The organism is Flavihumibacter sp., assembly GCF_036676075.1.
Lineage (GTDB): Bacteria > Bacteroidota > Bacteroidia > Chitinophagales > Chitinophagaceae > Flavihumibacter.
On sequence record NZ_JAKFDQ010000010.1, the window covers coordinates 402651 to 429301 of the forward strand.

The following is a 26651-nucleotide window of genomic DNA, read 5'->3' on the forward strand; positions in this document are numbered from 1 at the left end:
TCAGTGTTTAAGATTGGTTCGCAAATTTAATCGGATATACGGAATTAACTATTGCATTAGCATAAAAAATACCAGCAGGTAGATCCATAAAAAGTCTACAAAATGCCAGTATGTGCTCATTACTTCTACCGGTACGGCATTATAATTTCGCATTCTTGTGCTAAATGCTTTAAAAAACATAATTATCAGTGCTATCACCCCGCCTAAAACGTGTATCCCATGAAGGCCGGCAATGATATAAAGGAATTGTCCCGCTCCTGACCCTGCAAAGGTGATGCCCGTTGCCCAGATCTGGCTGAAGCCAATAACCTGCATTATAACAAATGCCACTCCAAGGATGGCTGTTAGCGTTAGTAAGGCACGATACTTCACCCTTTCACGCTGTTTAAATGCCCTCAGTGCCATGATCATAGTTAAGCTGCTGATGACCATTACCGCGGTGGAATACCAGAAGATGGTTGGCATCTCGAAGGTGGTCCAGCTGGGCATACTTCTTTTGACCACATAGGCACTTGTAAGCCCGGCAAACATCATTATCATACTCCCAATTGCCACCCAAAGAGTGAACTTACTTGGATGTATCCTTTTTCTTTGTTCCATAGCTATATTAGTACTCATTCTCACTGTATTTATTTACCCTATCTTATCGGCGAGCAGTGCAAAAAACACTACCATCAAATAAAAATAACTTCCAAACATCACCCGGCGAGCAGCTTTCACTTCCATATCATAATAAAGCCGCACACTCAGGTATACCATCCCCAGGTTAGCTATCAGCACTATAAGCAGGCTCACCCAACCGGTAAGTCCTGTGAAATAGGGCAATAATCCAACCGGTATCAGCAATACTGAATAAATGATCGATTGTATCGCTGAATACTTTGTAGGCCCTTCAACAGATGGCAGCAACTTAAAACCTGCAGCCTCATAATCGCGGTGTGCTATCCATGCAATTGCCCAGAAATGCGGGAACTGCCAGAAGAACTGTATCGCAAACATGGCCCAGCCGCCGAGATCTCTTGTTCCGTGCTCACCTATCCAGAGCGTATCATTCCCTGCTGCAAAACCTATGAGGCAGGGCAATGCTCCCGGAAAGGCCCCCACCAGCACCGATATCGAATTCACCTTCTTTAAAGGGGTATAGATAAAGGCGTAGAGGAAAAGGCTGAAAGCTGCCAGGCCGGCCGATAACCCGTTGAAATAATACCAGAGCAAACCAACCCCAACAACTCCACTCAATACTGCAAAGATCCATCCTTCTGTTTCCGACATCCTGCCAGATGCAATAGGCCTTTTAGCAGTACGCTTCATCAGGGCATCGGTATCTTTCTCAACCACCTGGTTAATGGTATTGGCACTTCCTGTTACAAAGAAACCTGCCAGGAATAGTATACCTATCATGGACCAGTCAAACTCCACCACTTTTGGGGCCAGCAGGTAACTGATCACTGCTGAAAACACCACCAATATTGTCAAAGAGAACTTCACCAGCAGCATATAATCACGCAACCGTGTACTAATACTGTACTTCTCAACTCGTTTCACCGGATCTGGCTGCTGCATCAATCTTTATTAAACAAACTATCCCTGCTCTAAAAAAAGGCCCCGATAAAACATCAGGGCATTTTATGTTGTTCTAATTTTTTATTTGACCCTTTTAGTGAGCACCCTCAGGGCTTTCAGTCTTTGAGACTGGCTCAGTTTGGGGGATGAAATCACGACCATCCTTACCATAATCATAGGCCCAGCGATGAACTTCAGGAATCTCACCTTCCCAGTTACCGTGACCCGGATTGATGGGGGTGGTCCATTCCAAAGTTGTTGCCTGCCATGGATTCTGGGTAGTTACCCTTCTTCCCTTGAACATAGAATAGAAGAAGTTGAAAACGAAAAGCAACTGAATGGCGAATACTACTATCGTTACTATGGATATGAAACGGTTCAATCCTTCAAACTGGTTGAATGATGCCCAGCCACTGAAATCGAGGTAACGACGCGGAACACCGGCAAAGCCCTGGTAGTGCATCGGCCAGAAAATCAGGTATGCACCCACCAGCGTGATCCAGAAATGGATATAGGCCAGGGTATTGTTCATATAACGTCCGAACATCTTGGGGAACCAATGGTATAATCCGGCAAACATTCCAAAGAATGCTGATACACCCATTACAATATGGAAGTGTGCAATAACAAAATAGGTATCGTGGAGGTGAATATCCAGTGTTGAGTTACCCAGGAAGATACCGGTAAGTCCACCTGAAATGAACATGCTTACAAAACCGATGGCGAAAAGCATACCTGGCGTAAACCGCAGGTTACCGCGCCATAATGTTGTAAGCCAGTTGAACACCTTGATGGCTGATGGCACGGCAATAAGCAGTGTCAGCAAAACGAAAACGGAACCAAGGAATGGGTTTAGTCCGGTTACAAACATATGGTGTGCCCAAACAAGGAAGGCGAGTACACAGATGGCGAACATGGAAGCTACCATCGCCATATAACCGAAAATTGGTTTACGGGCATTGGCCGACATAACATCTGAAACCAGTCCCATCGTTGGAAGGATGATGATATATACTTCAGGGTGACCAAGGAACCAGAACAAGTGCTGGTAAAGGATTGCACTTCCTCCTTCATTTGGTAGCGCTTTCTGGGTTGATGCCAGGAAGATATCAGAAAGGTAGAAGCTGGTTCCGGCATGGCGGTCAAACAACAATAGTATAAATCCTGAAAGCAGTACAGGGAAAGATAATACACCCAGTACGGCGGTAAAGAACAGCGCCCAGATGGTAAGCGGAACGCGGGTCATGCTCATACCCTTGGTACGCATATTCAGGATGGTAGAAATATAGTTAAGGCTTCCGAGTAATGAGTTTACAACGAAAAGCGCCATACTGATAAGCCAGAGGTCCATACCGATCTTGGAGCCTTCGGAAGCATCTCCCAGGGCGCTGAGCGGTGGATAGGAAGTCCATCCTCCACTAGCCGGACCTGTCTGAACAAAAAGGGATGACACCATCAGCACACTGGCGGCAAAGAAGAACCAGTAACTCAGCATATTCATGAAGGGGGATGCCATATCTCTTGCACCTACCTGAAGTGGAATGAGGAAGTTGGAAAATGTTCCACTGAGGCCTGCTGTCAGTACAAAGAATACAAGCACGGTACCGTGCATGGTGATGAGGGCATAATAGAACTCGGGTTGTATTTTACCACCAGCAGCCCACTTACCCAGGATTGTTTCCAGGAAAGGGAAGGTTTCGTTGGGATAACCCAGCTGAAGGCGGAACAACACGGAGAATAATCCACCAATAATGGCCCAGATGATACCAGTTACCAGGAACTGTTTAGCGATCATTTTATGATCCTGGCTGAAGATGTATTTGGTGATGAAAGTTTCCTTGTGATGGTGGCCATGGTGCTCATCATGATGAACCTCATGGGTCGTGATCACCTCTGATTGTCCGTGCAAATTCACTTCTTGGCTCATGTTAATCAGTTTATGAAATCGGTACGATCTTAATTAGATAATGTTTTCTTTATTTCTGTGGCGGCCGTTACCGTGCTGTCAGCCGCAGGTGCTGCCGGCGTGGCGGGTGCCGTTTCAGCAGGAGGGTTTGACATAACATAGTTAGGCTTCTGCTTGGCCAGCCAGAGCAGGTATTCTGCAGGCTCCACCACTTTAACGATACCCTTCATTGAATAGTGACCCTTACCACACATCTGGTCACAGGAAATCTCATATTCAAAATCAGGATTACCTGTCTTCTCTTTCATCTGTGCAGTTGTATACTTCGGCGTGAACCACATGGTAGTAGGTGTGCCTGGTACAGCGTCCATCTTCATACGGAAATGTACCAGACCAACATCATGCACTACATCGCGACTATTGATCACCAGTTTCACCGGCCTTCCAACAATCATATACATAGCTTCGTTGGTAACGATATCATCCTGTGCAGCCTTGTCCTCCCAAAGCAGACCAAGCTGGTTGAGTTGACCTTCGTTGATATTCTTATAGTATTTCTTACCGAATACTTTGTCTTTTCCCGGGTAACGGTAGATCCAGCCAAACTGCTTTCCTGTTATTTCGATCACGTTGGCCTCTTTCGGAGCATCACCGGTGATCTTGAACCAATAGAAAAGACCAAATCCAACCAGCACTGTTAAGGCGATTGCCGGAACAACAGTCCAGATGATCTCCAGTTTGTTATCGTGGGGGAAGTAATAAGGTTTTCTCTTTTCTGAGTACTGGTACTTATAAGAGAACCAGAAAAGAAGGATTTGCGTTATGATGAAAACTACGCCTGTAATGGCTATAGTGATATAGAGCATCGTATCGATCTTCTCTCCATGGTCTGAAGCAGCTTCTCCAAGGATCTTGCCTTTGAAAAGTTCATTACACCAATACACCCCTATCAATCCAAGGATGAGAAAGGCCAGCAACAGGAATCCATTGATTTTATTATTCTGCTCAAAGGTTTTCTTCTCCCCCTTCAGCACGGATACATACTCGCTGGCTTTTGCGATCTGGAAGACCACGATAAAACCCAACAACAGGATCGCTATGATTAATAAAGTTGACATGTTTTATACCGTGTTTATACAAAGTTTTGAATGAATGCTTGTACTATCAGCTTTTGTTTAAAGTTAACCCTCTTAATCAGGTATGGTGAATTATGCTCTCCTTGAGGAAAGGGTGATTTTTTACCACCAGTGAACGTTTGGTAAGAGCATTACCCGTACTCCACATGATCAGGCCTATGAAGCCCGCTGCCACACCAAAATCAAAGAGGTTAAGCTCCACATGATCTTTTGAAATACTACCGATCACCATCTGGTAAAAATCGATCCAGTGACCAAAGAGGATCAATACCGACATGAATACCAAAAGCGTATAGTTGCGTTTAGAACTTCTTCTCATCAGAATCAGCAATGGTGCCAGGAAGTTGATGATCAGGTTAAGGAAGAAAATACCCCTGTACGGACCCTGCACCCTGTGTTTGAAATATACTGTCTCTTCCGGAATGTTAGCGTACCAGATCAGCATGAACTGGCTGAACCAGAGGTATGTCCAGAAGATAGAAAATGCAAACATGAATTTACCGAGGTCATGGAGGTGCTCCTGGTTTACCAGTTCGAGGTATCCATGGTTCTTGAGGTAAATAACGAAGAGGGTCATCAGGGCAATACCTGCAACAAATGATGAAGCGAAAGTATACCAGCTATACATGGTGCTGTACCAGTGTGCGTCGATACTCATGAACCATAACCATGGAACAGTTGATGCCACTGTTAATGCAAACCACACCAGGTAGAGTGATCCCCATACAGTAGTTTTATATACATAGCGTTTACCTTCTTCTTTATTGAGAGGGCCGCGCTCATCAAGTTCAGCGCTGATCTTTCTCATTCTTGCACCAAGCAGGATCCAACCGGCAATGGTGAGAATAGTCCAGACAATAAAAAATGTAGGGTTAAGGAAGGCTTTTTTACCAAGTATGAGTTTATCATCGCCTGGTGTTAGCCAATGGTAAATATGATGCTGGTGACCCAGTACCAGTGCGATCAGGATAACAAAAGAAATGATTCCGATTGGAATAACGGCAACCGATATTGCCTCACTGACGCGGCGGAAAGATAATTGCCATCCACCCATAGCGAGCGTTGTTGCGCAGATGAAAAACATCGCGGCGTTTACAACCAAAAGGAAGTAAACACTGTTGTAAAGTAACACTCCCCAGAAACGTGCATTCTGGTGCTCATCACCCGCACCATAAAGGAAGTAGCCTATGAGGATGGAAACCAATCCAACCGCCATGAGGATCATCGACCACATCTTGTACTTCGCGGGTATTTCAAACTGTTCTCTGAAAGACATTCTCAATAATTTATCGTTTGGTCAAATCGGTTGTCAGTATCAGTTATTTAGCTGCTGTAGCTGTTGAATCTGTTGCCGGGGCAGTTGCATCTGCCGGCGCGGTTGCCGGTGTTGCTTCTCCTTTTGCTTCACGTTGTTTTGCCTTGATATAATGAACCACTTCCCAACGCTGTTTAGGTGTAAGGTGTGTTGCATAAGATCCCATCAGGTTCTTTCCATAGGTAATGGAATAAAACATGGTGCCTTCTGACATTGCTTCATAAAGTGGGTCGCCAACGAGTGTTGCCGGCTTGGCTGCATATGGACCATCACCGCCCTTGTACAATGGACCATTACCGTCGAGCTTGGTACCATGGCAAATACCACAGTTGATAAGGTAAAGCCTTTCAGCCTCAACAGTCTGCAATGTATCGAGATAGGGAAGCGGGTTACGAAGGGAGGAAGATGTAATATATCCGCCGGTGGTATCAGCTAAGTGCTGATAGATAACATCCGCACTTCTGCTAATTGTACCTGCTACGGGCCTTGCATTATAATTAATGCCTTCGGCCTGTAATTCACGGGGATCAGAATAGGTTTCCACTGCCCTGCTATATTGCATATCAGGCATATAAGCCTTGCCTGGTGTGCGCTTTATATCGCTGCATGCAGAAAAGACCAGTGCCCCTAAACAAACAGCTATGATTGATATCTTATTCATCTCTGGTAAGTACTTTCTTTGTTATGCTAAACTTTTTTCCGCTTTATTCTCAAACAACTTCTCATCCTTGTCATAGCGACCCAACCACCAGTCGGCCTCGGCAACCTGCACATTAATTTCCTTTGCTCCTACTGAAGCCAGGAATGCTTTTGCATCATCTTCATTGGTGCGGCTGGTGCACTCTAGTACCATTACAAAAAGATCATCAGTAGCCCTTTCATGGAAATGGTGCTTCTTCACGAAGGGAGCCAGTTGGCAGAGATAACAAAATGTAAGCACCATGCCCACCGCAGAAAACAAAACGGTCAATTCGAAAGTAATGGGAATGAATGCCGGCAGAGGGAAATTGGGTTTACCGCCAATATTCAATGGCCAGTCTCGCGTGAATACCCATCCCATGAAAGACAGGGCTGTTGCTGTTCCTGTAATGCCATAGATGAATCCCGCTGTATGCAGGCTGGTATCCCGGAGGCCCATCACCTGATCGAGGCCATGGATAGGGAAAGGCGTATATACGTCATGGATCTTATATCCTGCCTTGCGAACTTTCTTCACCGCAGGAAACAGAACCGCTTCGTCATCGAAACTGCCTACTACAAATTTCTTTATTGCCATCTTGTAAAAATTCGTTGTTAATGTCTTTGAACTTACCTTCTATTAGTGAGCATGCTCATGCGCAAATTTCTCTGGTGTTGCCCTCTCTTCTTCAACCATATTTTCCTTAAAGCTCTCACCATTCTTTTTCAATATATGCTTGATCTCTGCAATAGCGATTACAGGAAAATATTTAGCGAAGAGGAAGAAACAGGTAAAGAACAATCCGAAGGTTCCGAGGTAGAAGCCAACCTCCCAGATAGTTGGTGCATAATAGGTACTCCAGCTACTTGGAATATAATCCCTGTATACAGAAGTAACGATGATCACAAAACGCTCAAACCACATACCCACGTTAACAATGATACTCATAAAGAATGTGAAGAGCAGGTTCCTTCTTAGTTTTCTGAACCAGAAGAACTGTGGTGCAAGAACGTTACAACCCATCATGAGCCAGTAACTCCAACCATAAGGTGTACTGAGATCCCAGCGGTTCTGGAAGGCAGCCATCTCATAAACATTCTGACCATACCACGAAATGAAGAGTTCGGTTATATAGGCAACACCTACAATTGATCCTGTAAGTACGATCACCTTGTTCATCACTTCAATGTGTTCCATGGTGATATAATCTTCCAGGTTCAGCACTTTGCGTGTTATTATAAGTAGCGTTTGTACCATCGCAAATCCAGAGAAGATCGCCCCTGCCACGAAGTATGGCGGGAAGATGGTGGTATGCCATCCCGGGATTACAGAGGTGGCAAAGTCAAAGGATACGATAGTGTGAACAGAAAGTACAAGAGGTGTACTTAATCCGGCTAGTACCAGCGACAATGCCTCATGACGTTGCCAGTGCTTGGTAGAACCTGTCCAGCCAAAGGAAAGAACTCCGTACATATGTTTTCTCCATTTCTCACGGGCACGGTCACGTACTGTTGCGATATCGGGCAACAGACCTGAGTACCAGAAAAGGAGAGATACAGTGAAATAAGTTGAGATCGCAAATACGTCCCACAATAGAGGAGAACTGAAGTTTACCCATAATGGTCCGCGGGTATTGGGATAAGGCAGTACAAAGAAGGCCATCCAGACACGACCCATGTGGAAGATAGGAAACTGACCGGCGCACATAACCGCAAAAATTGTCATCGCTTCAGCTGCACGGTTCACACCAGTACGCCATCCCTGGCGGAACAGGAGGAGGATCGCGGAGATCAGCGTTCCTGCGTGACCAATACCAACCCACCATACGAAGTTGGTGATATCCCAACCCCAGCCAATTGTCTTATTCAGGTTCCACTCCCCGATACCATAAACAACTTCACGGTAAACAGAATACACCCCGAATAATAACAAGAGTACAGAAATGGTGAAGCCAACCTTCCATAGAAAAGATGGTTTCATCTCTATGGGGCGAACGATGTCTTGTGTAACATCATGATAGGTCTTAGTACCTGTCACCAGTGGTTCCCTTACCTGCGATTCGTATCTTAATGATGCCATATCGTATAAGCGTTTAGCTTCAAGGTTTTACCCTTTCTGCTTGTTGGTTTTAAAACTTCTTCTTTATATATAAGGTTGATCGCCTTTTGCCCTTCAACCTCTGACTAATACTATTAGTGCGCTGCCTCTGGTTTGCTTCCTGCCGCAGGCGCCTCATGCGTTTCTGCTGCATGTTCTGCATGAACACTAAGTGTATCAGTGTTGCGCACTTTTGCAAGGTAGCTTACATTCGGCAAAACGTGGATCTGCTCCAGAACATAGAATAAGCGATTCTTATTATCAGCACGCTCCTTTGAAACTGCACTATTCTTGTTGTTGACGTTTCCGAAAACAATTGCATCAGCGGAACATGCCTGCTGACAAGCAGTTTTTACATCCCTGTCTTCAAGTGGACGACCGGCTTTCTTTGCTTCCAGTTTACCTTCCTGCAAACGCTGAACACAGAAAGAACATTTCTCGATCACACCACGACTTCTTACAGTTACATCAGGGTTCAGGACCATACGTGTAAGATCATCATTCATCATATTGATGACGGTGTTAGAACCGATGGCGCCATCCATGTTATCGCCAAAGCTATCAGCACCTGTGTAATCAGCCCAGTTGAATCGGCGAACTTTATATGGACAGTTGTTTGCGCAATACCTTGTTCCGATACAACGGTTATAGGTCATTTGGTTCAATCCTTCTGAACTGTGGTTGGTGGCAGCAACCGGACAAACGTTCTCACATGGAGCATTGTCGCAGTGCTGGCAAAGCATCGGCTGGAAAACGGTCTGGATACTTTCCGCATCATTGATATTACCTGCAAAATAACGGTCGATCCGCAGCCAGTGCATATCATGTGCCCGCAACACCTCCGGCTTTCCAACAACAGAAACGTTGTTCTCAGCAGTACAGGCCACTACGCATGCACCACAGCCATAGCAGCTGTTCATATCGATATTCATACCCCACTTGATACCCGGCTTATCAAAAACAGGATATAGGGTACCATCTTTCTCATAATTCTCAAGTCCACCCCATGGCTCAAGTTCCTTGGCACGTCCATCGAGGATTTTGGTTGGATTTTTCTTGAATTCATCAAGTGTAATTTCCTTCACCACTTCATGACGGCCTTCATAGGAAGAGTGCGTCTGCGTGGTTGCCACTTTATATTTTGCAGCAGTTTTCTCGATAGTAGCATCTGCGTAATTAAGAACAGTTGTTCCATTGAAAGAGGCAAACTGGAATACATTTTTACCTACACCTGTGGCTGCCCTTCCAATTTTCTCACTGCGGCCATAACCTACTGCGATAGCAATGGTATCGGGATGCATACCAGGTATCAGGAGTACAGGCAATTCAACTTCTGCATTATTACCAACTTTAACCTTGAGCACGGGTTTTTCAGGGAAGGCTTCATACTGGTCGGCCTGCGTATTGTTGGTGAGGTCTATTTCAAATAGTTCCTTCCCTTTAACCGGGCTCATCATTACGTAGTTGTCCCATGTTGCACGGGTAATGGGGTCGGGCATTTCCTGCAGCCATGGGTTATTAGCGTGACGGCCATCACCGATGGATGCTTTCTGGTAAATCACTACTTCTACTTTACCGCCCTTTTTTGCACTTGCAATACTTGTTACTGCAGCTGCAACACCACCGCCATTGAATCCTCCTGCACCAGCGGGAGCTGTTGCTGGTTCAATTACGCCATCCTGCATAGCTTTCAGGTAGGTCTCATTGCTGCCAAGCTTCGTGGTCCAGAAATTTTTATGGTAATCGGCATAGGTGGTTGCATTTCCAGACCACTTCAGCAGGCTATCCTGCCACTGCCTTGTTTTGAAAAGAGGAGAGATGGTTGGCTGCATAAGACTGATATAACCAGCCTTGGGTTCCGCATCACCCCAGCTTTCGAGGTAATGGTTGGATGGAAGAATATATTTACAGAGTTCAGTTGTTTCATCCATCTTCTCATTGAAGGAAACAGAAACACGAACTTTCTTTAATCCACTGATGAATTTAGCCGCATCATAATAATCGTACGCAGGGTTCACATCATAAATAAGAACAGCACCCACGGTACCGGCATTCATTTCGTTTACCAGTGTAGCCATCTCAGAATCGATGCCTGCCTTATTCTGCATGGGAGCTCCCCAGTTGATAGTTGTGCCGTTTGCGCCGATGGCCTCATTGATGGCATTTACAATTACCTGAACATTCACATCATTACTACCGCTTACAACCAGGGCTTGCCCGCGATTAGCTGCAAGATCTTTTGCAACCTTTGCAATGCCCTGCTTCAGCTTATCACCAGTTACGCCTGAAACAGCTCCACCATTAAGTAAAGCCAGGATGGAAGCAGCAACGGCACCTGTTTCGGAAGGGCGATGAGTGAAGCGCTCATCGGCATTGGCGCCTGTCATGCTAAGCATACCTTCAAACTGGTAATGCTTGCTCATGGAGATATTCTTCTCATCGATCTTGCGACCCTTTGTATAGGCACGTGCAAATTCAACAGGATTGAGCCAGGTTCCCAGGAAGTCAGCCCCCAGGCTCACAATCACTTTTGCCGTATCGAAATTATAAGAAGGGATAGCTCGTCTTCCATATGAAGCTTCGTTAGCCAGCAGCATACCGCTGTAGGAAATTGCATCATATTGTACATGACGACCACCCGGATACTTAGCGAGAAATTCAGTTACGACCTGTTTTGAAGAGGGAGAATTCACTGTACTTGTAAGCAATACTACTGGAGCAGCCCCCAGAGAAGCCATTGCCTCCCCTACCATTTTATCAAAAGCATCAAGAGTACTTACTTCTTTGCCATTGGCCATGGGAAAACGCAGACGCGCCGTATCATACAAATCAAGTACAGATGCCTGTACCTGCGCTGATGTACCCCCTTTGGTCCAGCTGCTCAATTCATTGCCTTCGATCTTGATTGGACGACCATCTCTCACTTTGGCCACAACAGGAATAGCATCACCTCCTGAAACATAGGTGGTTGCATAGTAATTAGGGATACCCGGAGTGATGTCCACAGGACGATTCACAAAAGGGATCGCTTTCTTTACAGGCATTTCACAACTGGCTGCCAATGCTGCAGCGGCAGTGCTGAAACCCACGTATTTAAGGAAGTCGCGACGGGGAGTCTTAGCATCTCCTAAGCCTTCAGCATCAAAACTCTCAAAGGGTAATTCTTCCCTGAATTCGTCCTGTGCGCTCTTTTGATGGGCTTCTGAGTTATTTAACTCACCGAAACTTTGCCAGTACTTTTTTTGCTCCATATACCCAAACCCCTGAAGGGGCTCTGATTTTTTGGTGATGAAAAATGGTTTATTGCAATGCTCTTAATAATGACATTTCTGACATTCTGTACCGCCAATGCTCTCAACAGTAACACTGTCCATGCTTCCGTTCTTAAGATCATTGTGGAACTTCTCGTAAATGCTGTAGAATTTGTTGTCGGTGAACTGCACTTTGGTTTCGCGGTGACAGTTAACACACCAACCCATACTAAGGTCTGTGAACTGATAAACTTCGCCCATTTCCTGAACCTCACCATGACATGTCTGGCAGGCCACTTTCCCTGCTGTTACGTGCTGGGCGTGGTTAAAATAAACATGATCAGGAAGGTTGTGAATCTTTACCCATTCAATTGGTTTGGGCTCGTTTACATATTTTTTCTGGTCAGGATCCCAACCAGTGTAAGAATACAATTTTTTAATCTCTTCTGTACCATTCACTTCAGTTCCATCCTCGCGATAGAGTTTCTCTCCTGCATACTCGTTGATTGCCATATGACAGTTCATACAAGTATTGAGGGATGGGATATTGGCATGCTTGCCTTGCTGTGCTCCACCATGGCAGTATAAGCAATTGATCTGGTTTGTACCGGCATGCACTTTATGCGAGTAATAAATTGGCTGCTCGGGCTGGTAGTCTTTTGACCTGCCCAGTCCAATAGCACCCTGAATGGTATAATAACCGCCTACAATAAACAGAATTACTGCAAACAGGGCGATGTATGCTTTATTCCTGTAGAAAGGAACTGGCTCATAAGATGGTATTCCATCCTTCTCATCACTAAGCCGCTTCAGGTTTGAATTCACCTGCATCAATACCAATACAATGATTGCCAGGATCAGTGTGAGGATTCCGAAAAGAAGGCTGTTATCCGATTGCTGGGCCTGCGTTGCGGCACTGCCATCACCTGCAACAGGCTTTGCGGTAGCCTTTGCAGCTTCCGTGTTTACATAGGTAATCATTGCAGCGATCTCTTCATCGGTGAGGTTGGGGAAGAGGTTCATCGCTGTTTTGTTCCACTGGTTATAGAGGTCAGTGAAGTATTTATTACCGGTTGCCAGTACCGCCTGATTGTTTCTGATCCAGGCATAAAGCAACTTCTTATCGGGAACACGTTCTTCAATACCAGCCAGTTTAGGGCCGGTCAGGTCTTTTGCAACCGCGTGACAGGAAGCACAGTTCTGCTGAAACAGCGCTTTACCATCCTGGGCCAAAACTTGCTTATCAAAACAAACAACAGTGAGAAGAAGTACAGAGAGAATTATTTTCTTCACAATCGATCTATAGGCTATCATAAGCTGGAAATGTCGTTGGTAATGTTAAAATGCTGCGATTCGGTGGCAAAAATATGACACGTTATTGACAATATATCAACATCCCTCTTTTTTTTTTAGCCGCATAGGGCTTGCATTTCAGCGAATTGTGCAATTATACAGATAGTCATTTACTATCATCCGTAAACAGTTTTGTTCAAACATTTCTACTTAGTTTGCGGCATGTTTCAAAAATTTCAAGAGAAGTGGAAGGTGGGCCCTGTCCAGCTATTCATCATCCTCCTGACCTTTGCCCTGGGTGGCACCCTAACCGGTATGATAGGCCGAAGAATAATGAACCTCATACCAGTTGATGGGATAGTGTGGGTCATTATATATATTATAGTGATGACGCTTATCTGGCCACTAATGGTTATTCTGGTAAGTATACCCATGGGGCAGTTTATTTTTTTCAGAAACTACCTGGCCCGTATAGCCGCCCGATTTACCGGGAAGCAAAAAAACCTGCCTGTTTCTCCAAACTTAAATTCCCCCTCCACCCAGGCTCCATCATCAACTGAAAAATCTTCCCCCGTTAACCTGGCTATTTTTGCTTCAGGCACAGGTACCAATGCACGAAAGATCCTGGAACACTTCAGCAAACATCCCGGCATAAAAGTGGCGCTCGTTGTAAGTAACAAACCTGCGGCGGGAGTACTTGACGTAGCGAAAGACTTTGGCGTTCCCACTTTCCTGATTGAAAAGGAAGAGTTCTTTCGCGGTCATTCCTATATTCCTTTGTTAAAGGAGATTGGGATCGACTTTATTATTCTGGCTGGATTTCTCTGGAAGATACCGCCGGCACTTGTAGCTGCCTACCCATCGCGCATGATCAATATCCACCCCGCCCTGCTTCCTAAATATGGTGGCAAGGGCATGTATGGAAAATTTGTACATGAAGCCGTGATAGCAGCAGGTGAGCAAGAATCAGGGATTACTATCCACTACGTTGATGAACAATACGACCATGGAGCCACTATTTTCCAGGCCACCTGCAGGGTAGAAGATGGCGAGACCCCCGAAACCCTTGCTGAAAAAATCCATGCCCTTGAACATGCGCATTTCCCACGGGTGGTAGAAGAGGCAATTCTTTCACAACTCGTTAAAAATCATTAACGCTGTTTGGAGTACCGCTAATTGGTCGTACTGTTGTAAACCCAATCATGAGACCCTTCTTCCGCATAACCCTGTTTATCATTCTGATGGCGGCTTTCAGTCCCATGCAGGCACAGGTTCGGGTGAGCGGTACCGTGTTTGAAATGAACAGGACCTTCCCCCTGCGCTCCGTAAGTGTTCTAAGTACAAAGGGAAGGGGTACCACCACTGATTCACTGGGGCGATATTCTATAGTGGTAGCCGAAGATGATTCTCTTTACTTCTCCTACCTTGGTAAGCCTACGCCTAAATATGCTGTCAACACGATCCCTGCTGTTCACCAGTTTGACATAGCTCTTCATGTAAATGTTACCACGCTTAAGGAGATCAGGGTAATGCCACGCGACTACAGACAGGATTCCATGCAAAACCGGCAGGACTATGCCAAGGTTTTCGATTTCAAGAAACCCGGACTGGGGCTAAGTTCCTCCGCTCCTGCCTCTGGCAATTTCGGGGTGGGACTGGATCTTGAACAATTGATAAATGTGTTTCGATTCCGCCGCACACGCAGCATAGCCTCCTTCCAGCAGAGGTTGTTGCGGGAGGAACAGGATAAATATGTGGAGTACCGCTTCTCAAGAGCCAAGATCCGAAAAGTGACAGGATTGATGGGGACTGATATAGACACCTTTACCAGGTATTATTCACCTCCTTACGATTTTGTAACAGAAGCCTCTGAATACGAATTGCTAGAGTACATGAAAAAGGCGGGGGAGCAGTACAAAAGAATCAAAGCCATGGGCGGAAAAATTTATGGCCGCCGCGAAGAATGGTAGACATTTCCGACCTTCATTAATAAACCATCCTTTCTACTATGGACCAATTGACTCTTGGCATCGGAACACGGTTGCAGCATACCCAGCAAGGCCCAGGTGTTATTGTAGGCATCCGCTATGCGACCTATCTCATCTCCTTTATTCATCATGGTATTAAAGAAGTAGATAAGAATGATCCACATCTTGAAGAGATAATTCCGGAAAATGTGTCGGAGGAAATAGAGACCCACTCAGAAGTGGAGCGATCCCTTCTTAAAATACTTCGGTTGTGGAATGGCGTTGGCGAAATGGTTCCACTTGGTGACAGATGGAAAGGAGGCACAATGGTACTTCAGCCCGGTGACAACTCACTCAAGCCAAAAGATATTCCTATTGATGTTTTCTTTCACAAGATCGTTATGCTCCGCGACCGGCTTAGGGTCATGGAACAGCAGATCAACGCCACAAAATATTGAGCGATGAAGACAAGGTGAACCTGCAACAATATATCACCCGCATCTACGGCTCACTAACCACTTTCAATGTTCTTTTCCGTAACAAGGAACAATGGTTTGTGGGCGACAAAGGCAGTGAGTGACTATACCTTACGTGTACCGCAGGTATTCATGCCAACCAGGGTGTAAAGGGGGCAAAATCCAACCAGGCTTGTGAGCACAAATACCACCCCAAGCACCAGCAATACTATACCCCAAGTGCCGGTGACGATGCCTGCAAAATACAGGTATGCAAATACTCCTGCCAACACCAGGCGGATGATGCGATCCGTGTTTCCCATGTTCTTTTTCATGCTGCTTGATTTAGTTAAATAATCGGATGAGCAGGGCAATTGCAAGTGCAATTCCTAAACAGGCCAGGCATACAGCCAAAAGCTTTTTCCACATGTCCGGTTATATTGTTTGTGAATGTACTCCTAATCCATACCAAAAAAACTGATCTCCGTCATTGATCTATATGAACTATGCTCCACTCATGTTGTTCTCCATCAGTTGAATTAGGTAAATTGGAGTACAATCAGCCATATGATCACAACAGCAAAATATTGGATAACAGCAGTTTTTACTTTCTGTACATTTCATGTAATTGGCCAGAAGAATTTTCATGAAAAAAGTATTGTTGTAGATACCCATAATGATGTTCTTAGTTCAGCCACTCTAAAGGGACTTAATATTGAAGATGATCTTTCAGGTAAAACCCATAGTGATATAGCGCGTTTTCACAAGGGTGGTGTTGACATCCAGATCTTCTCCATCTTTTGTGATGAAAGATTTGGCAAGGGTACTGCTTTCAAAATGGCCCTCCGGGAAATTGATTCCCTGGATGCTATCGTTGCCCGTAACCCTTCAAAACTGATTGCAGTTAATAATAGTAGGGAACTCCGGGAAGCAGTTAGGGCAAAAAAACTCGGCGTAATGAAAGGAGTGGAAGGCGGCCATATGATAGAAGATAACCTGCAATACCTCGATAGTCTCTTTAACAGGGGAGCCCGCTACCTCACCCTCACCTGGAACAATTCAACTTCATGGGCCAGCTCTGCGTGGGATGAAACCAATCTGGATGCTGGTAAACCCACAACAATCACACAAAAAGGTTTAACGGATTTTGGCCGTCAGGTGGTTCGGCGAATGAATGAACTTGGTATGATGGTGGACCTCAGTCATGTTGGCATCAGAACATTTTATGATGCTCTTGAAACAACCACAAGGCCGGTTATTGTATCTCACAGTTGCGTACATGCGCTTTGTCCTGTTCCCCGTAATCTCACTGATGAGCAGATCAAAGCAATCGCCCGGAACGGAGGCGTAATTCATCTGAATTTTTACAGCGGTTTTTTAGACAGCAACTATAACAGGAACAAGGATGCATTCCAGCAAAGGCATAAAAAACAATTGGATTCACTTAAAGCCCTTAACCTTCCGTCTTACCAGGTTGATGAGGAGATCAGCAAACTATTCCCCGTTGAAGCAGAAGAGCTGCGTCCTTCCATGAATGTACTGATGGAGCATCTGGATCATATTGTAAAACTGGTGGGTGTAGACCATGTGGGATTAGGTTCTGATTTTGATGGCATAGATTCTGCACCTCAGGATCTTGATGGTGTGGAGGACATGCCATTGATAACTTCTGCCCTTCTGGTAAGAGGTTATTCAAAAAAAGACATCCGAAAAATATTAGGTGGCAACTTTATCCGCCTGTTTAGAAAAGCTGGTCCCGCATCATGAAAATATTATGGACATATCTCAAGCCTTACAGGGGGTGGGTATTTTTGGCCCTGGGCCTTGCGGCTATAGCCCAGATCCTATCGCTTTATGATCCTATCATCTTTGGTAAAGTGATCGATACCTATGCCCTCAATCCCGCTAATCTTCCTGAAAAGGAAAGGATCAGTGGTGTTACCTGGCTGCTGGTGATTGCTGTAGGGGTGGCGCTGCTCGCCAGGATAGCTTCTACCTTCAAGGATTATGTGGTAAGACTGGTAGTGCAGAAGTTCGGGATGCAGATCTTCAATGATGGCCTTCGCCAAACACTCAGATTACCTTACCAGGGCTTCGAAGACCAGAGCAGTGGCGAAACACTTTCCAAACTTCAGAAGGTGCGCAATGACACAGAACGTTTCATTAATTCCTTCATCAACATCCTGTTCTCTTCTTTTGTAGGTATTGCCTTCCTGATCTGGTATGCCATTACAAAACACTGGGCTCTTATTCCGGTTTTTCTTATAGGTGTGGTATTATTAGGAGGGCTCACGAGCCTGCTTAGCCGAAAAATTAAAACCATCCAGCGGGCAGTGGTGAAACAGACCAATATGATGAGTGGAAGCATCACAGAATCGCTCCGCAATATTGAGCTGGTGAAAAGCCTTGGACTCACCTATTCAGAGATCCGTCGCCTCCGTGAAAAGACACAGCGAATCTTTGATCTGGAAATGGAAAAGACGAGGAAAGTGCGGACTTTATCTTTCCTGCAAGGCACCACACTGAATCTGCTTAAACAGTCCATTCTCTTTATACTCCTATGGCTGATCTTTCGGAATGTTCTGACAACAGGTGAACTGATATCAATGCAGTTTATCTCCACCGGTATAATCGGGCCCTTGCAGGACCTGGGCAATATTATACTACAATACCGTGAAGCAGAAGCTTCGCTCCAGGTGTTCAATAACCTGATGATGAAGGAGCCGGAATACAGGCCGGAAGAACCCATCGATGTTGAGGCCATGGAAAGCCTCCGCTTCGAAAACGTAACCTTCCGACACAAAAACGCTTCACAGAATGCGGTGGAAAATATTTCCTTCTCCATCAAATTGGGTGAAACCATTGCATTCGTAGGTCCCTCCGGCTCGGGGAAATCAACACTTGTTAAATTGCTGGTGGGATTATACTCACCGGTTGAAGGAGATATCAGGATTGATGATATATCGGTGAGGAATATACGCTATAACAGGGTTAGGCGTCAACTCGGATTCGTTACGCAGGAAACACAAATGTTTTCAGGAACCATCCGCGACAATATGCTCTTTGTAAAACCTGATGCAACTGATGAGCAGATACTAGCTGCCATGGATAAAGCTTCCTGCACTAACCTCATCACCAATACAGAAAGGGGGCTCAGTTCGGTACTGGGTGAAGGGGGCAAAAGAGTTTCCGGCGGGGAGAAACAAAGGCTTGCCATTGCGCGCGCATTGCTTAGAGAACCACGCCTGCTCATCTTTGATGAGGCCACCTCTGCACTCGATTCCATAACCGAAGAGGAGATCACAGCAACCATCCGCGAAATATCTGCGGAGAAAAAGCAGATGACAATCCTTATTGCACACCGGCTATCCACCATCATGCATGCCGATACAATCTTTGTACTTGAAAAAGGCCGGATCACTGAACAGGGACGGCATTCAGAATTGCTGGAACAAAAGGGATTATATTATGCCATGTGGCGTCAGCAGATCGGGGAACGTGCGCCTTTACCAATTGCCGAACCGTCTGTAATTGAAACGGAGACAGATATTCCGGTTCCGGGCGAATCGCTGGAAGGATGATCGGCTTTAACAGGTTATTATCTTATCAGTACCAGCGCTCCTTTTCTTGGGAATGATTTACCGGGTTCACATTCCAATTCCACGGCATACACATAGGTTTCACCAGGGGCTGGTTTGCCATTAACGTTACCATCCCAGCAGGATGCACGGTCCGAAGGAATGAAATTACTTCTCTCAAATACTTTTGCACCCCAGCGATTATATATCACAAGATGCTTTACAAATGACACCCCCTGAATTACGAACAGATCATTCCTGCCATCACCGTTAGGGGTAAACGCATTCGGGATAGCAGCACCTTCTGCTGCGCATCGAAGTTTCAGGGTGATAGTATCAGAAGCCATACAACCCGCTGCATTACGAACAGTGACAGTATAGGTGGTTTCCTGCCTGGGCGTACTGGTGGGTGATTGGCAATTGGTACAATTGAGGTCACGAGCAGGTGACCAATCCCATGATACAATATCAGAAGACCCGGTAGGTAATAATGTAACAGGATTTCCTGCCAGCACCACTCCCCCTTCGCCAGCATCAACAGTGGGCAATGGATTCACCTTGACATTGATCAAAGCTGTATCAGAAAAACATTTTTCTTTATCAGTACCTACAACTGTATACGTTGTACTTGTGGCAGGATTCGCAACCGGATTAGCGATAACGGTATTGCTCAGACCGGTAACAGTGCCGATCCATTGATAATTATTCATACCACCTGCTACTAGACTCACTGATTCCCCGGCACAGATCACCTTGTCAGCTGATACCTGCATGGTGCTTGGCTGCACAACCGTAATTGTTTGCCTTGCTTCTGCACTGCAGCCAATAGCATCCTTCACTATTAAGGTATATGTTGTAGTAACCCCGGGGTTTGCAACAGGATTCGCAATAGATGCATTTGATAAACCTGAAGCCGGTGACCAGTTATAAGATACTCCGCCCGTTGCCTGCAGCTGCACCGAACTACCGGCACATAGCTGGGGATTTACAGGTGTTAATGTTACCTGGGGTAATGGTCTTATTATAATGGGATCCTTTAAAGTAACAGCAGCTTTGCATCCGTTACTATCAGTCACCAATAAACGAGGTGTATAAGATCCTGGAGTCATGTAGGGATGAGTACCCGAGTCGGCCGATGTTCTACTGATACTGCCATCGCCAAAATCCCATGCATAGTTGGCATAGTTGCCCGCAGTGGATCGCAATTGCATTGGTTGTCCCGGACATAATTCTTTGGCCGCTGCTTCAAATGCGGGCATGGGAACGCCAATCGTGATAGAATCGCGGAAGGTACCTTCCAGGCCATTGTGCCCATATACATTCAATACAATAAAATACTTACCGGGTTTCTCATAAACATGCCGGGGATGGACAACATCCTGCAGCGTTGAACCATCACCAAAATCCCAAACCATCCTGGTATAATTCAGGGATGTATTATAGAATTGCGCTACAACAGGTGGACATCCACTGCCAGTTACAAATCCAGTATTCATTGTGAAGCCATAATTAAAATCACGCACGGTGATGGTCTGCGTCCAACTGGAAGTACAACCCGTTTCAAGATCCTTTGCAACCAATACCACCTTATAATTTCCCGCTTTTGTATAAGTATGTACAGGATAAAAATCATTGGATCTGGTTCCATCTCCCAGATCCCAGCTATAACTCACATTGCCGGTGTGGGAAGCATTGGTGCTATTATAAAACCATATCGTTGAGTTAAGATGTACATCAGAGGCAGAAGCATTGAAGCTTGCCTTAGGACCTTTAACGATTACCTCCTTTGAATAATATTGGGAGGACGATGCGCAACCGCTACCATCCTTCACCGTTAGCCGTGCATAATAAGTACCTGGTTCGTTGTAAAGATGTGATATGGTACCGCCGCTTGTTTTCACTTCTTTTGAACCATCACCAAAATCCCATTCCCAGCTCGTAACCTGGGTTCCCGAAGTGATGGTGGCGTCTTTAAAGATCACTGGCTCTGTATAACATTTTTTATCCGATTCAACAGTAAAGACTGGCGTAGTTCCTAATACCCGCAGATTGATAAAATTACTTGTATCCGGACAGTTGAAATATTCCTGACTGATTATCACCCGCAAATTTTCCTTGCCCTCCGGAAACCCGCTAAGGCGGTTATTATACGGCATGCTGGTAAGATAGGAATAATCATAATTATCAAGTATAGCTCCATTAAAAGGACTACCATCTTCAAATTCAAAACGTGTAATATATCCATACCTATGTGTGAAATATGGATTTTTCTCTATGCCTGAAATAGTAAATGGGACAATCCCATCGGGACAAACCTGTGTTATAGTTGAAGATAATTGAGGCTTTTGTTTCAGCATAACAATTACCGTGGTTGAGTCTTTAACAGTACAACTGCCATTAGTAGAAGAGAGCATTACTTTATAGGTACCTGTTTTCTTATACCTATGTGTAGTTTGTGCTGTGTTGGACGACATGGATTGTTTTGTTCCATCACCAAAATCCCACTCCCAGCTCAACCCACCTTTGGTATCCTGAGTAAACGTTACAAGCCCATGGTCATCTTCACAGGAATTCTGAACCTGTTGAATTCGGGGAAAGGGAAGCCTCACATCCAGGTAATCAATTTTAGTCATTGTGTCACTGCAACCTCCGTTATACGCAATAAGTTTAACCGTATACTTTCCTGTATCACTAAACTGGTAGTAGAAATTTGAGGAGTACCCGATATAAATATCATTTATAATCCAATTATAGCCTTCATTAAAAGAGCCGGGTGAGCTCTGCGATTGGATCTGGACCGGGGTTTGTCCGCAAACTATCTGTCCGGGGGTTAAAACCTTAAAGTCTGCCTCTGCAGGTCCCAGGTACCGAACCGCTGATGGATAGGTAGTACTACCTTTACAGCCATTCTTAAAGACGTATTCCAGGCTTACAATATAATTTCCCTTCTTGTTAAAGGCATACTCTGGTTCTGCTTCAGTTGAACTTCCTCCATCACCAAAGTTCCATTTATAACTCGCGATCTCATAAGTACCTGTAGCATTGAATTTAATTTTGAACGGCTCACAGGAACTTAATGGTTCGCCCGTAGATGTAGATGAGACCACAGATACCTCTACAGATGGCCGCTCTACAACAGAAAATTTTTCTGCATAGCTGGAGCAACCTTCCTTATTGGTGACTTTTAGCCTTGTATAGTGCCATCCATCATAGTCAAAGGTTTTGCTGGTTTCCTGCTTCGTATCAGTAATGTCCTCCGTATAATTGTTGGTGAAATCCCATCCCCAGGAAACAGCAGTGCTGGTAGTATCCTTAAACTTTACTGTTGCAGGTGCTCCACAAAAATTCTGTAACTCGTTAAGAAATCCATCCACCCGCGGACGAGGTTTTACGATTAATGATTTCTCTACTGTATCCGGACAATTACCAAAAAAGTTTACCAGCTTATATGTTCGCTTTTCTACGTCAGGGAAGTACTGCCAGATGTTGGGCCCCCAGCTGCTGATAAGCTGTCCGTTCATATACCAATTGCTGGAACTGGGATTTGGTGTTCCGCGTGCAACAATCTCAAGTGAGTTATCCTGGCAAATTTCAGCAGGTAGATCAAAGTCGGACGAATAAGATGCTACGTTAAGATAATCAGTTAGTGTTTGTGTTACTGTACACCCTTCTGAACTGGTCGCTTTGAGCGAAACGGTATAGATGCCTTTTTTATTGAATACATGTGAAGGCTCTTTAAGAGTGGATTTATTACCATCCCCAAATTCCCATGCATAACTTAAACTGCCAGGGCCAGTACTGCTGTTGCTGAATTTTACAGGATCGGATACCTTACAAAGCACCTGCTGATCAGCGGAGAAAACCATCTGAATGGCAGGGAGTACTTTAACCACTTTGTCTTTCTTAACAGTGGCATGGCAACCAAAATTATTGGTAACAGTTAGCGACACTGATGGCTCCTGTGGAAAGCCATAAGCATGACCCTGGCTGGCTGTATAACCCTGCTCTGTTTGCCCATCTCCATAATCCCAGTAATAACTACTGATATTTCCGAAGGCGGTGGTGGATGTGCTGGTGAATATGGCCTGGTCGGGTATGCAGACCTTATAATTCTCAACTTTAAAATCTGCTACCGGTGATGGATATACTACAATTTCTTTTGTTACAGTGGAGCTATTATTACCATCCCTAACTGTTAGGGTTACCGTATAAGATTTAATATCAATGTAAAGAGAACCTGCATCGCGGAGGGCAGACCGGTTGCCATTGCCAAAGTCCCATTCATATGTTGCGGATGGACCAGCCCCTGAGCTGGTATTGGTGAATTGCATCATCAGCGGACTACATCCGCCAGCTTGTGAAGGTTGAAAATCAGCCCTTAGTTGTGCAAATAGCGAGCTGGTGCTGCACAGCAGCAAAAGGATAAGATTATAAAAACGGGTCATCTGGCGGCTTTAGGTTCAGAGGCAGCGCTAAAATAATAGCTAAACGTTGAATTATCAATAATTCAGCAACTTTTCCACCACCTTACCCAACCGCGATTTTGCAAGGAATATTTTTTCCAGCTCCAGGTTGAAAGGCACTGGCGTATCCAGTGAGGCGCAGCGCATAACGGGTGCATCCAGTTGTTCAAAACAATGCTCACTTATCCAGGCACTGATCTCGCCTCCAATGCCACCTGTAAGTGTGTCTTCATGTAAAATGACCACCTTACCTGTACGACCAACCGAATCGGAAATGGCATTATAATCCAGTGGCAATAATGTGCGCAGATCAAGTATATCAAAACTTACTGCAGGATGCTGCAGTGCATATTCCATGGCCCAATGAACACCAGCACCATATGTGATGATGCTTAGATCGGATCCTTCCTGTACAAGCCTTGCTTTTCCAATTGGTGTTTCGTAATATCCGGCAGGTACTGGTCCGCTGATACTCCTGTACAATACTTTATGTTCAAAGAACATTACGGGATTGGGGTCATTAATAGCGGCGATCATCAAACCTTTAGCGTCTTCAGGGGTGGAAGGATATACCACCTTTAATCCGGGTGTATGAATGAACCAGGCTTCGTTGCTCTGACTATGAAAGGGACCTGCACCCACTCCCGCACCTGTTGGCATCCTGACTACCACATCGGCATGCTGCCCCCAGCGATAATGTAACTTTGCAAAATTATTGACGATCTGGTTTAATCCTACACTCACGAAATCGGCAAACTGCATCTCCACCATACTCTTAAAGCCTTCCAGTGATAATCCCAATGCAGTACCGAGGATGGCGCTTTCACAAAGGGGTGTATTTCTTACTCTGGCCTTACCAAATTCATGTACAAAACCATCAGTGATTTTGAATGCACCACCATATTCAGCAATATCCTGCCCCATCAGCACCAGATTCTCATGGCGTTTCATGGATAAATACAATCCTTCTTTTATGGCATCAATAAAACGCAGGTCCTTTGAATCCTTCTCTTCTCCGGCGATATGACTAACTATGGCTTCTTGCTCGTCATTATCAATCTTTTCATCCGAATAAACATCCCTCAATTCTTCTGCCTCATCAGGAATCAAAACCGGTGAAGATGCTGCTGTTGCCAGCTCCTTATCAATAGAATCTTTGATTTCGGCTTTCATGGATTCGATGGCTGAATAGGTGAGGATATTCTGCAATATCATCCACTCTTCAAACTTCTTCACAGGGTCACGCGATGCCCATTCTTCAAACAAATGAGGCGGAACATATTTTGTTCCACTTGCTTCCTCATGCCCACGCATACGGAATGTCATACACTCAACCAGGTAAGGTTTCTGTTCACGGATACAATAATCACGAATGCCGGAGATGGTATCATATACTTCCAACAGGTTATTACCATCAATTCGAACTCCTTCCATACCATAACCTTTTGCGCGACTTACCAGGCTCTCACACTTATATTGCTCATTCACCGGCGTACTTAATCCATAACCATTATTCTCAATTATAAAAATTACCGGCAGGTCCCATACAGCAGCTACGTTCAATGCCTCATGGAAATCACCTTCACTTGTTCCCCCGTCCCCTGTAAAAGCGAGACTCACCTTCGCCTGCTCTTTTAACTTATAGGAAAGTGCAACGCCATCAGCGATGGCCAATTGTGGGCCAAGATGGGAGATCATTCCACAGATATGATGCGCCCTGCTGCCAAAATGAAAACTCCGCTCCCTGCCTTTGCTATAACCCTCTTTGTTTCCCTGCCATTGCATGAAGAGTTTACCCAATGGCATATTGCGGGTAGTGAAAACGCCAAGGTTTCTATGCAGCGGCATTATCCATTCATCAGGCTGGAGGGCAAGTGTGGCTCCAACAGAAATAGCTTCCTGCCCAATGCCACTGAACCATTTGCTGATCTTACCCTGTCGAAGCAATAAAAGCATTTTCTCTTCGATCATCCGGGGAAGCAGAATGCTTTTATAAAAGCTTACAAGTGTATCGTTGCTGAGATCCTTTCTATCAAAAATCATGATAATGATCAGTCTTTGGTACTCACGGAAGTAATAAGTGACGTTGTTACAGAAAGAACAATGCTAAAGAGCAGGGCTGTCCAGAAGCCATCGGTATGAAATCCGTCAACCAGTTTATCGGCCAGGAGAATGATCAGTGCATTGATAACAAGCAGAAATATACCCAGCGTTATAATGGTGATAGGAAGCGTAAGTAATACCAGCAAGGGTTTTATCAATGTGTTGAGAATAGCGAGAACAATGGCAAGTATAATTGCGGTAACAAACGAATCCATTTGTATGCCAGGCAACAAGTAAGATAATCCGAATGCTACGATGGCTGTAATCAGCAGGCGAATCAGAAAATTCATGGTGGTTGTTTTGCCTAAGTTAAGGCTTAAATAACATTCATTTCACAATAGGAATGGAGGACAGTTCTCCTATATATGAAATAGCCTGCCGGCTAATGGAAACAATGCGCAGATCAGCTGATCCATTTGGAAAAACAGTCAGGTATATATCCTGGATATCATTGGCACTGGCGTCTTTTGGCTTAATGATTATTTTACTGCTTCCCCGTTTTCCTGCTTCCGTTGTATAATTGAATTCTGTTGTTTTGAATTTCATTCCCACATCACCACTACCTATCGGTGCCTGGTAGGCACGGCCGAAATAGGGAAGATCTGCTTCTACCTTATCTTTTGTAACATCAAGCGTGTAAGTGCCCGTTATGATCCTGGAACGGCCTCCCGCAGGTTGTACATAGCGTGCATTGAACCGAAAGTTCTGTGCTTCAAGCATTTCCTTCACCTCTGCTTCTGACAACGCACTGGCCGCCTGCTTGCCTGAAGAGCATGCAATAGAAAAGACCATCATCGCAAGCAGGAAAATCAACAGATGTATTTGCTTCATATAATGATGTTTAG

21 protein-coding genes are annotated in these 26651 nt (G+C 45.0%); 6 read left to right on the plus strand and 15 right to left on the minus strand.

From position 1 onward, the window contains the following. Positions 1–48: 48 nt before the first annotated feature. From V6M43_RS13355 to V6M43_RS13400, 10 genes are all read right to left on the minus strand, one after another. Positions 49–618, minus strand: coding sequence for a cytochrome c oxidase subunit 3 (locus tag V6M43_RS13355; protein ID WP_332736030.1), 570 nt, complete (start codon positions 616–618; stop codon positions 49–51). Positions 619–633: 15 nt separating this feature from the next. Continuing rightward, positions 634–1563 carry a heme o synthase gene (gene cyoE / locus V6M43_RS13360; RefSeq protein WP_332736032.1) on the minus strand — a complete coding sequence of 310 codons (930 nt, stop codon included), beginning with the start codon at positions 1561–1563 and terminating at the stop codon, positions 634–636. A 94-nt stretch (positions 1564–1657) separates the two neighbouring features. Continuing rightward, positions 1658–3490: a cytochrome c oxidase subunit I gene (locus V6M43_RS13365; protein ID WP_332736034.1), complete on the minus strand. Its 1833-nt coding sequence runs from the start codon at positions 3488–3490 to the stop codon at positions 1658–1660. A 29-nt stretch (positions 3491–3519) separates the two neighbouring features. Continuing rightward, positions 3520–4587 (minus strand): cytochrome c oxidase subunit II, encoded by a 1068-nt coding sequence (locus V6M43_RS13370; protein ID WP_332736036.1) that lies wholly within the window; start codon positions 4585–4587, stop codon positions 3520–3522. Positions 4588–4663: 76 nt separating this feature from the next. Further along, positions 4664–5881: a quinol:cytochrome C oxidoreductase gene (locus V6M43_RS13375; protein ID WP_332736038.1), complete on the minus strand. Its 1218-nt coding sequence runs from the start codon at positions 5879–5881 to the stop codon at positions 4664–4666. A gap of 43 nt (positions 5882–5924) precedes the next feature. Then, positions 5925–6581, minus strand: a complete 657-nt coding sequence (locus tag V6M43_RS13380; RefSeq protein WP_332736040.1) for a c-type cytochrome — start codon at positions 6579–6581, stop codon at positions 5925–5927. Positions 6582–6602: 21 nt separating this feature from the next. After that, a complete protein-coding gene (locus V6M43_RS13385; protein WP_332736042.1) occupies positions 6603–7196 on the minus strand; it encodes a DUF3341 domain-containing protein in 594 nt (197 codons plus the stop codon). Between the two features lie 42 nt (positions 7197–7238). Next, entirely contained in the window at positions 7239–8678 is a 1440-nt protein-coding gene (gene nrfD, locus V6M43_RS13390; protein ID WP_039130536.1) for an NrfD/PsrC family molybdoenzyme membrane anchor subunit, read from the minus strand. Positions 8679–8791: 113 nt separating this feature from the next. After that, a complete protein-coding gene (locus V6M43_RS13395) occupies positions 8792–11947 on the minus strand; it encodes a TAT-variant-translocated molybdopterin oxidoreductase (protein ID WP_332736045.1) in 3156 nt (1051 codons plus the stop codon). Between the two features lie 63 nt (positions 11948–12010). Further along, a complete protein-coding gene (locus tag V6M43_RS13400; protein ID WP_332736047.1) occupies positions 12011–13240 on the minus strand; it encodes a c-type cytochrome in 1230 nt (409 codons plus the stop codon). 222 nt (positions 13241–13462) lie between these two features. Between V6M43_RS13400 and purN the strand changes: the two genes are divergently transcribed. The 4 genes from purN to V6M43_RS13420 are packed head-to-tail and all read left to right on the plus strand — an operon-like array spanning position 13463 to position 15787. Then, a complete protein-coding gene (purN, locus tag V6M43_RS13405) occupies positions 13463–14395 on the plus strand; it encodes a phosphoribosylglycinamide formyltransferase (RefSeq protein ID WP_332736049.1) in 933 nt (310 codons plus the stop codon). 47 nt (positions 14396–14442) lie between these two features. After that, a complete protein-coding gene (locus tag V6M43_RS13410; RefSeq protein WP_332736051.1) occupies positions 14443–15210 on the plus strand; it encodes a hypothetical protein in 768 nt (255 codons plus the stop codon). A gap of 38 nt (positions 15211–15248) precedes the next feature. After that, a complete protein-coding gene (locus tag V6M43_RS13415) occupies positions 15249–15665 on the plus strand; it encodes a hypothetical protein (RefSeq protein ID WP_332736052.1) in 417 nt (138 codons plus the stop codon). Continuing rightward, positions 15662–15787: a hypothetical protein gene (locus tag V6M43_RS13420; RefSeq protein WP_332736054.1), complete on the plus strand. Its 126-nt coding sequence runs from the start codon at positions 15662–15664 to the stop codon at positions 15785–15787. Before V6M43_RS13415 ends, V6M43_RS13420 begins: the two co-directional genes overlap by 4 nt. Here the strand turns inward: V6M43_RS13420 and V6M43_RS13425 are convergent, their stop codons facing one another. Continuing rightward, positions 15788–15997 carry a YgaP family membrane protein gene (locus V6M43_RS13425; protein ID WP_332736056.1) on the minus strand — a complete coding sequence of 70 codons (210 nt, stop codon included), beginning with the start codon at positions 15995–15997 and terminating at the stop codon, positions 15788–15790. A gap of 232 nt (positions 15998–16229) precedes the next feature. On the opposite strand from V6M43_RS13425, the gene V6M43_RS13430 reads away from it, so the two are divergent. Both V6M43_RS13430 and V6M43_RS13435 read left to right on the plus strand, forming a co-directional pair. Further along, complete coding sequence (locus V6M43_RS13430) at positions 16230–17429, plus strand: dipeptidase (protein WP_332736058.1); 1200 nt, start codon at positions 16230–16232, stop codon at positions 17427–17429. Then, positions 17426–19243 carry an ABC transporter ATP-binding protein gene (locus tag V6M43_RS13435; RefSeq protein WP_332736060.1) on the plus strand — a complete coding sequence of 606 codons (1818 nt, stop codon included), beginning with the start codon at positions 17426–17428 and terminating at the stop codon, positions 19241–19243. The genes V6M43_RS13430 and V6M43_RS13435 overlap by 4 nt, the downstream gene beginning before the upstream one ends. Before the next feature lie 17 nt (positions 19244–19260). Here the strand turns inward: V6M43_RS13435 and V6M43_RS13440 are convergent, their stop codons facing one another. Genes V6M43_RS13440 through V6M43_RS13455 form a run of 4 tightly spaced genes read right to left on the minus strand, consistent with a single transcriptional unit; the run spans position 19261 to position 26637 of the window. Continuing rightward, positions 19261–23685 (minus strand): PKD domain-containing protein, encoded by a 4425-nt coding sequence (locus tag V6M43_RS13440; protein WP_332736062.1) that lies wholly within the window; start codon positions 23683–23685, stop codon positions 19261–19263. A gap of 54 nt (positions 23686–23739) precedes the next feature. Continuing rightward, the gene (locus V6M43_RS13445; RefSeq protein ID WP_332736064.1) at positions 23740–25746 is read right to left on the minus strand and encodes an alpha-ketoacid dehydrogenase subunit alpha/beta; all 2007 of its coding nucleotides are present in this window, start codon (positions 25744–25746) and stop codon (positions 23740–23742) included. A gap of 8 nt (positions 25747–25754) precedes the next feature. Next, entirely contained in the window at positions 25755–26096 is a 342-nt protein-coding gene (locus tag V6M43_RS13450; protein WP_332736066.1) for a phage holin family protein, read from the minus strand. A gap of 37 nt (positions 26097–26133) precedes the next feature. Further along, positions 26134–26637: a DUF4251 domain-containing protein gene (locus V6M43_RS13455; RefSeq protein WP_332736068.1), complete on the minus strand. Its 504-nt coding sequence runs from the start codon at positions 26635–26637 to the stop codon at positions 26134–26136. Positions 26638–26651: the final 14 nt, after the last annotated feature.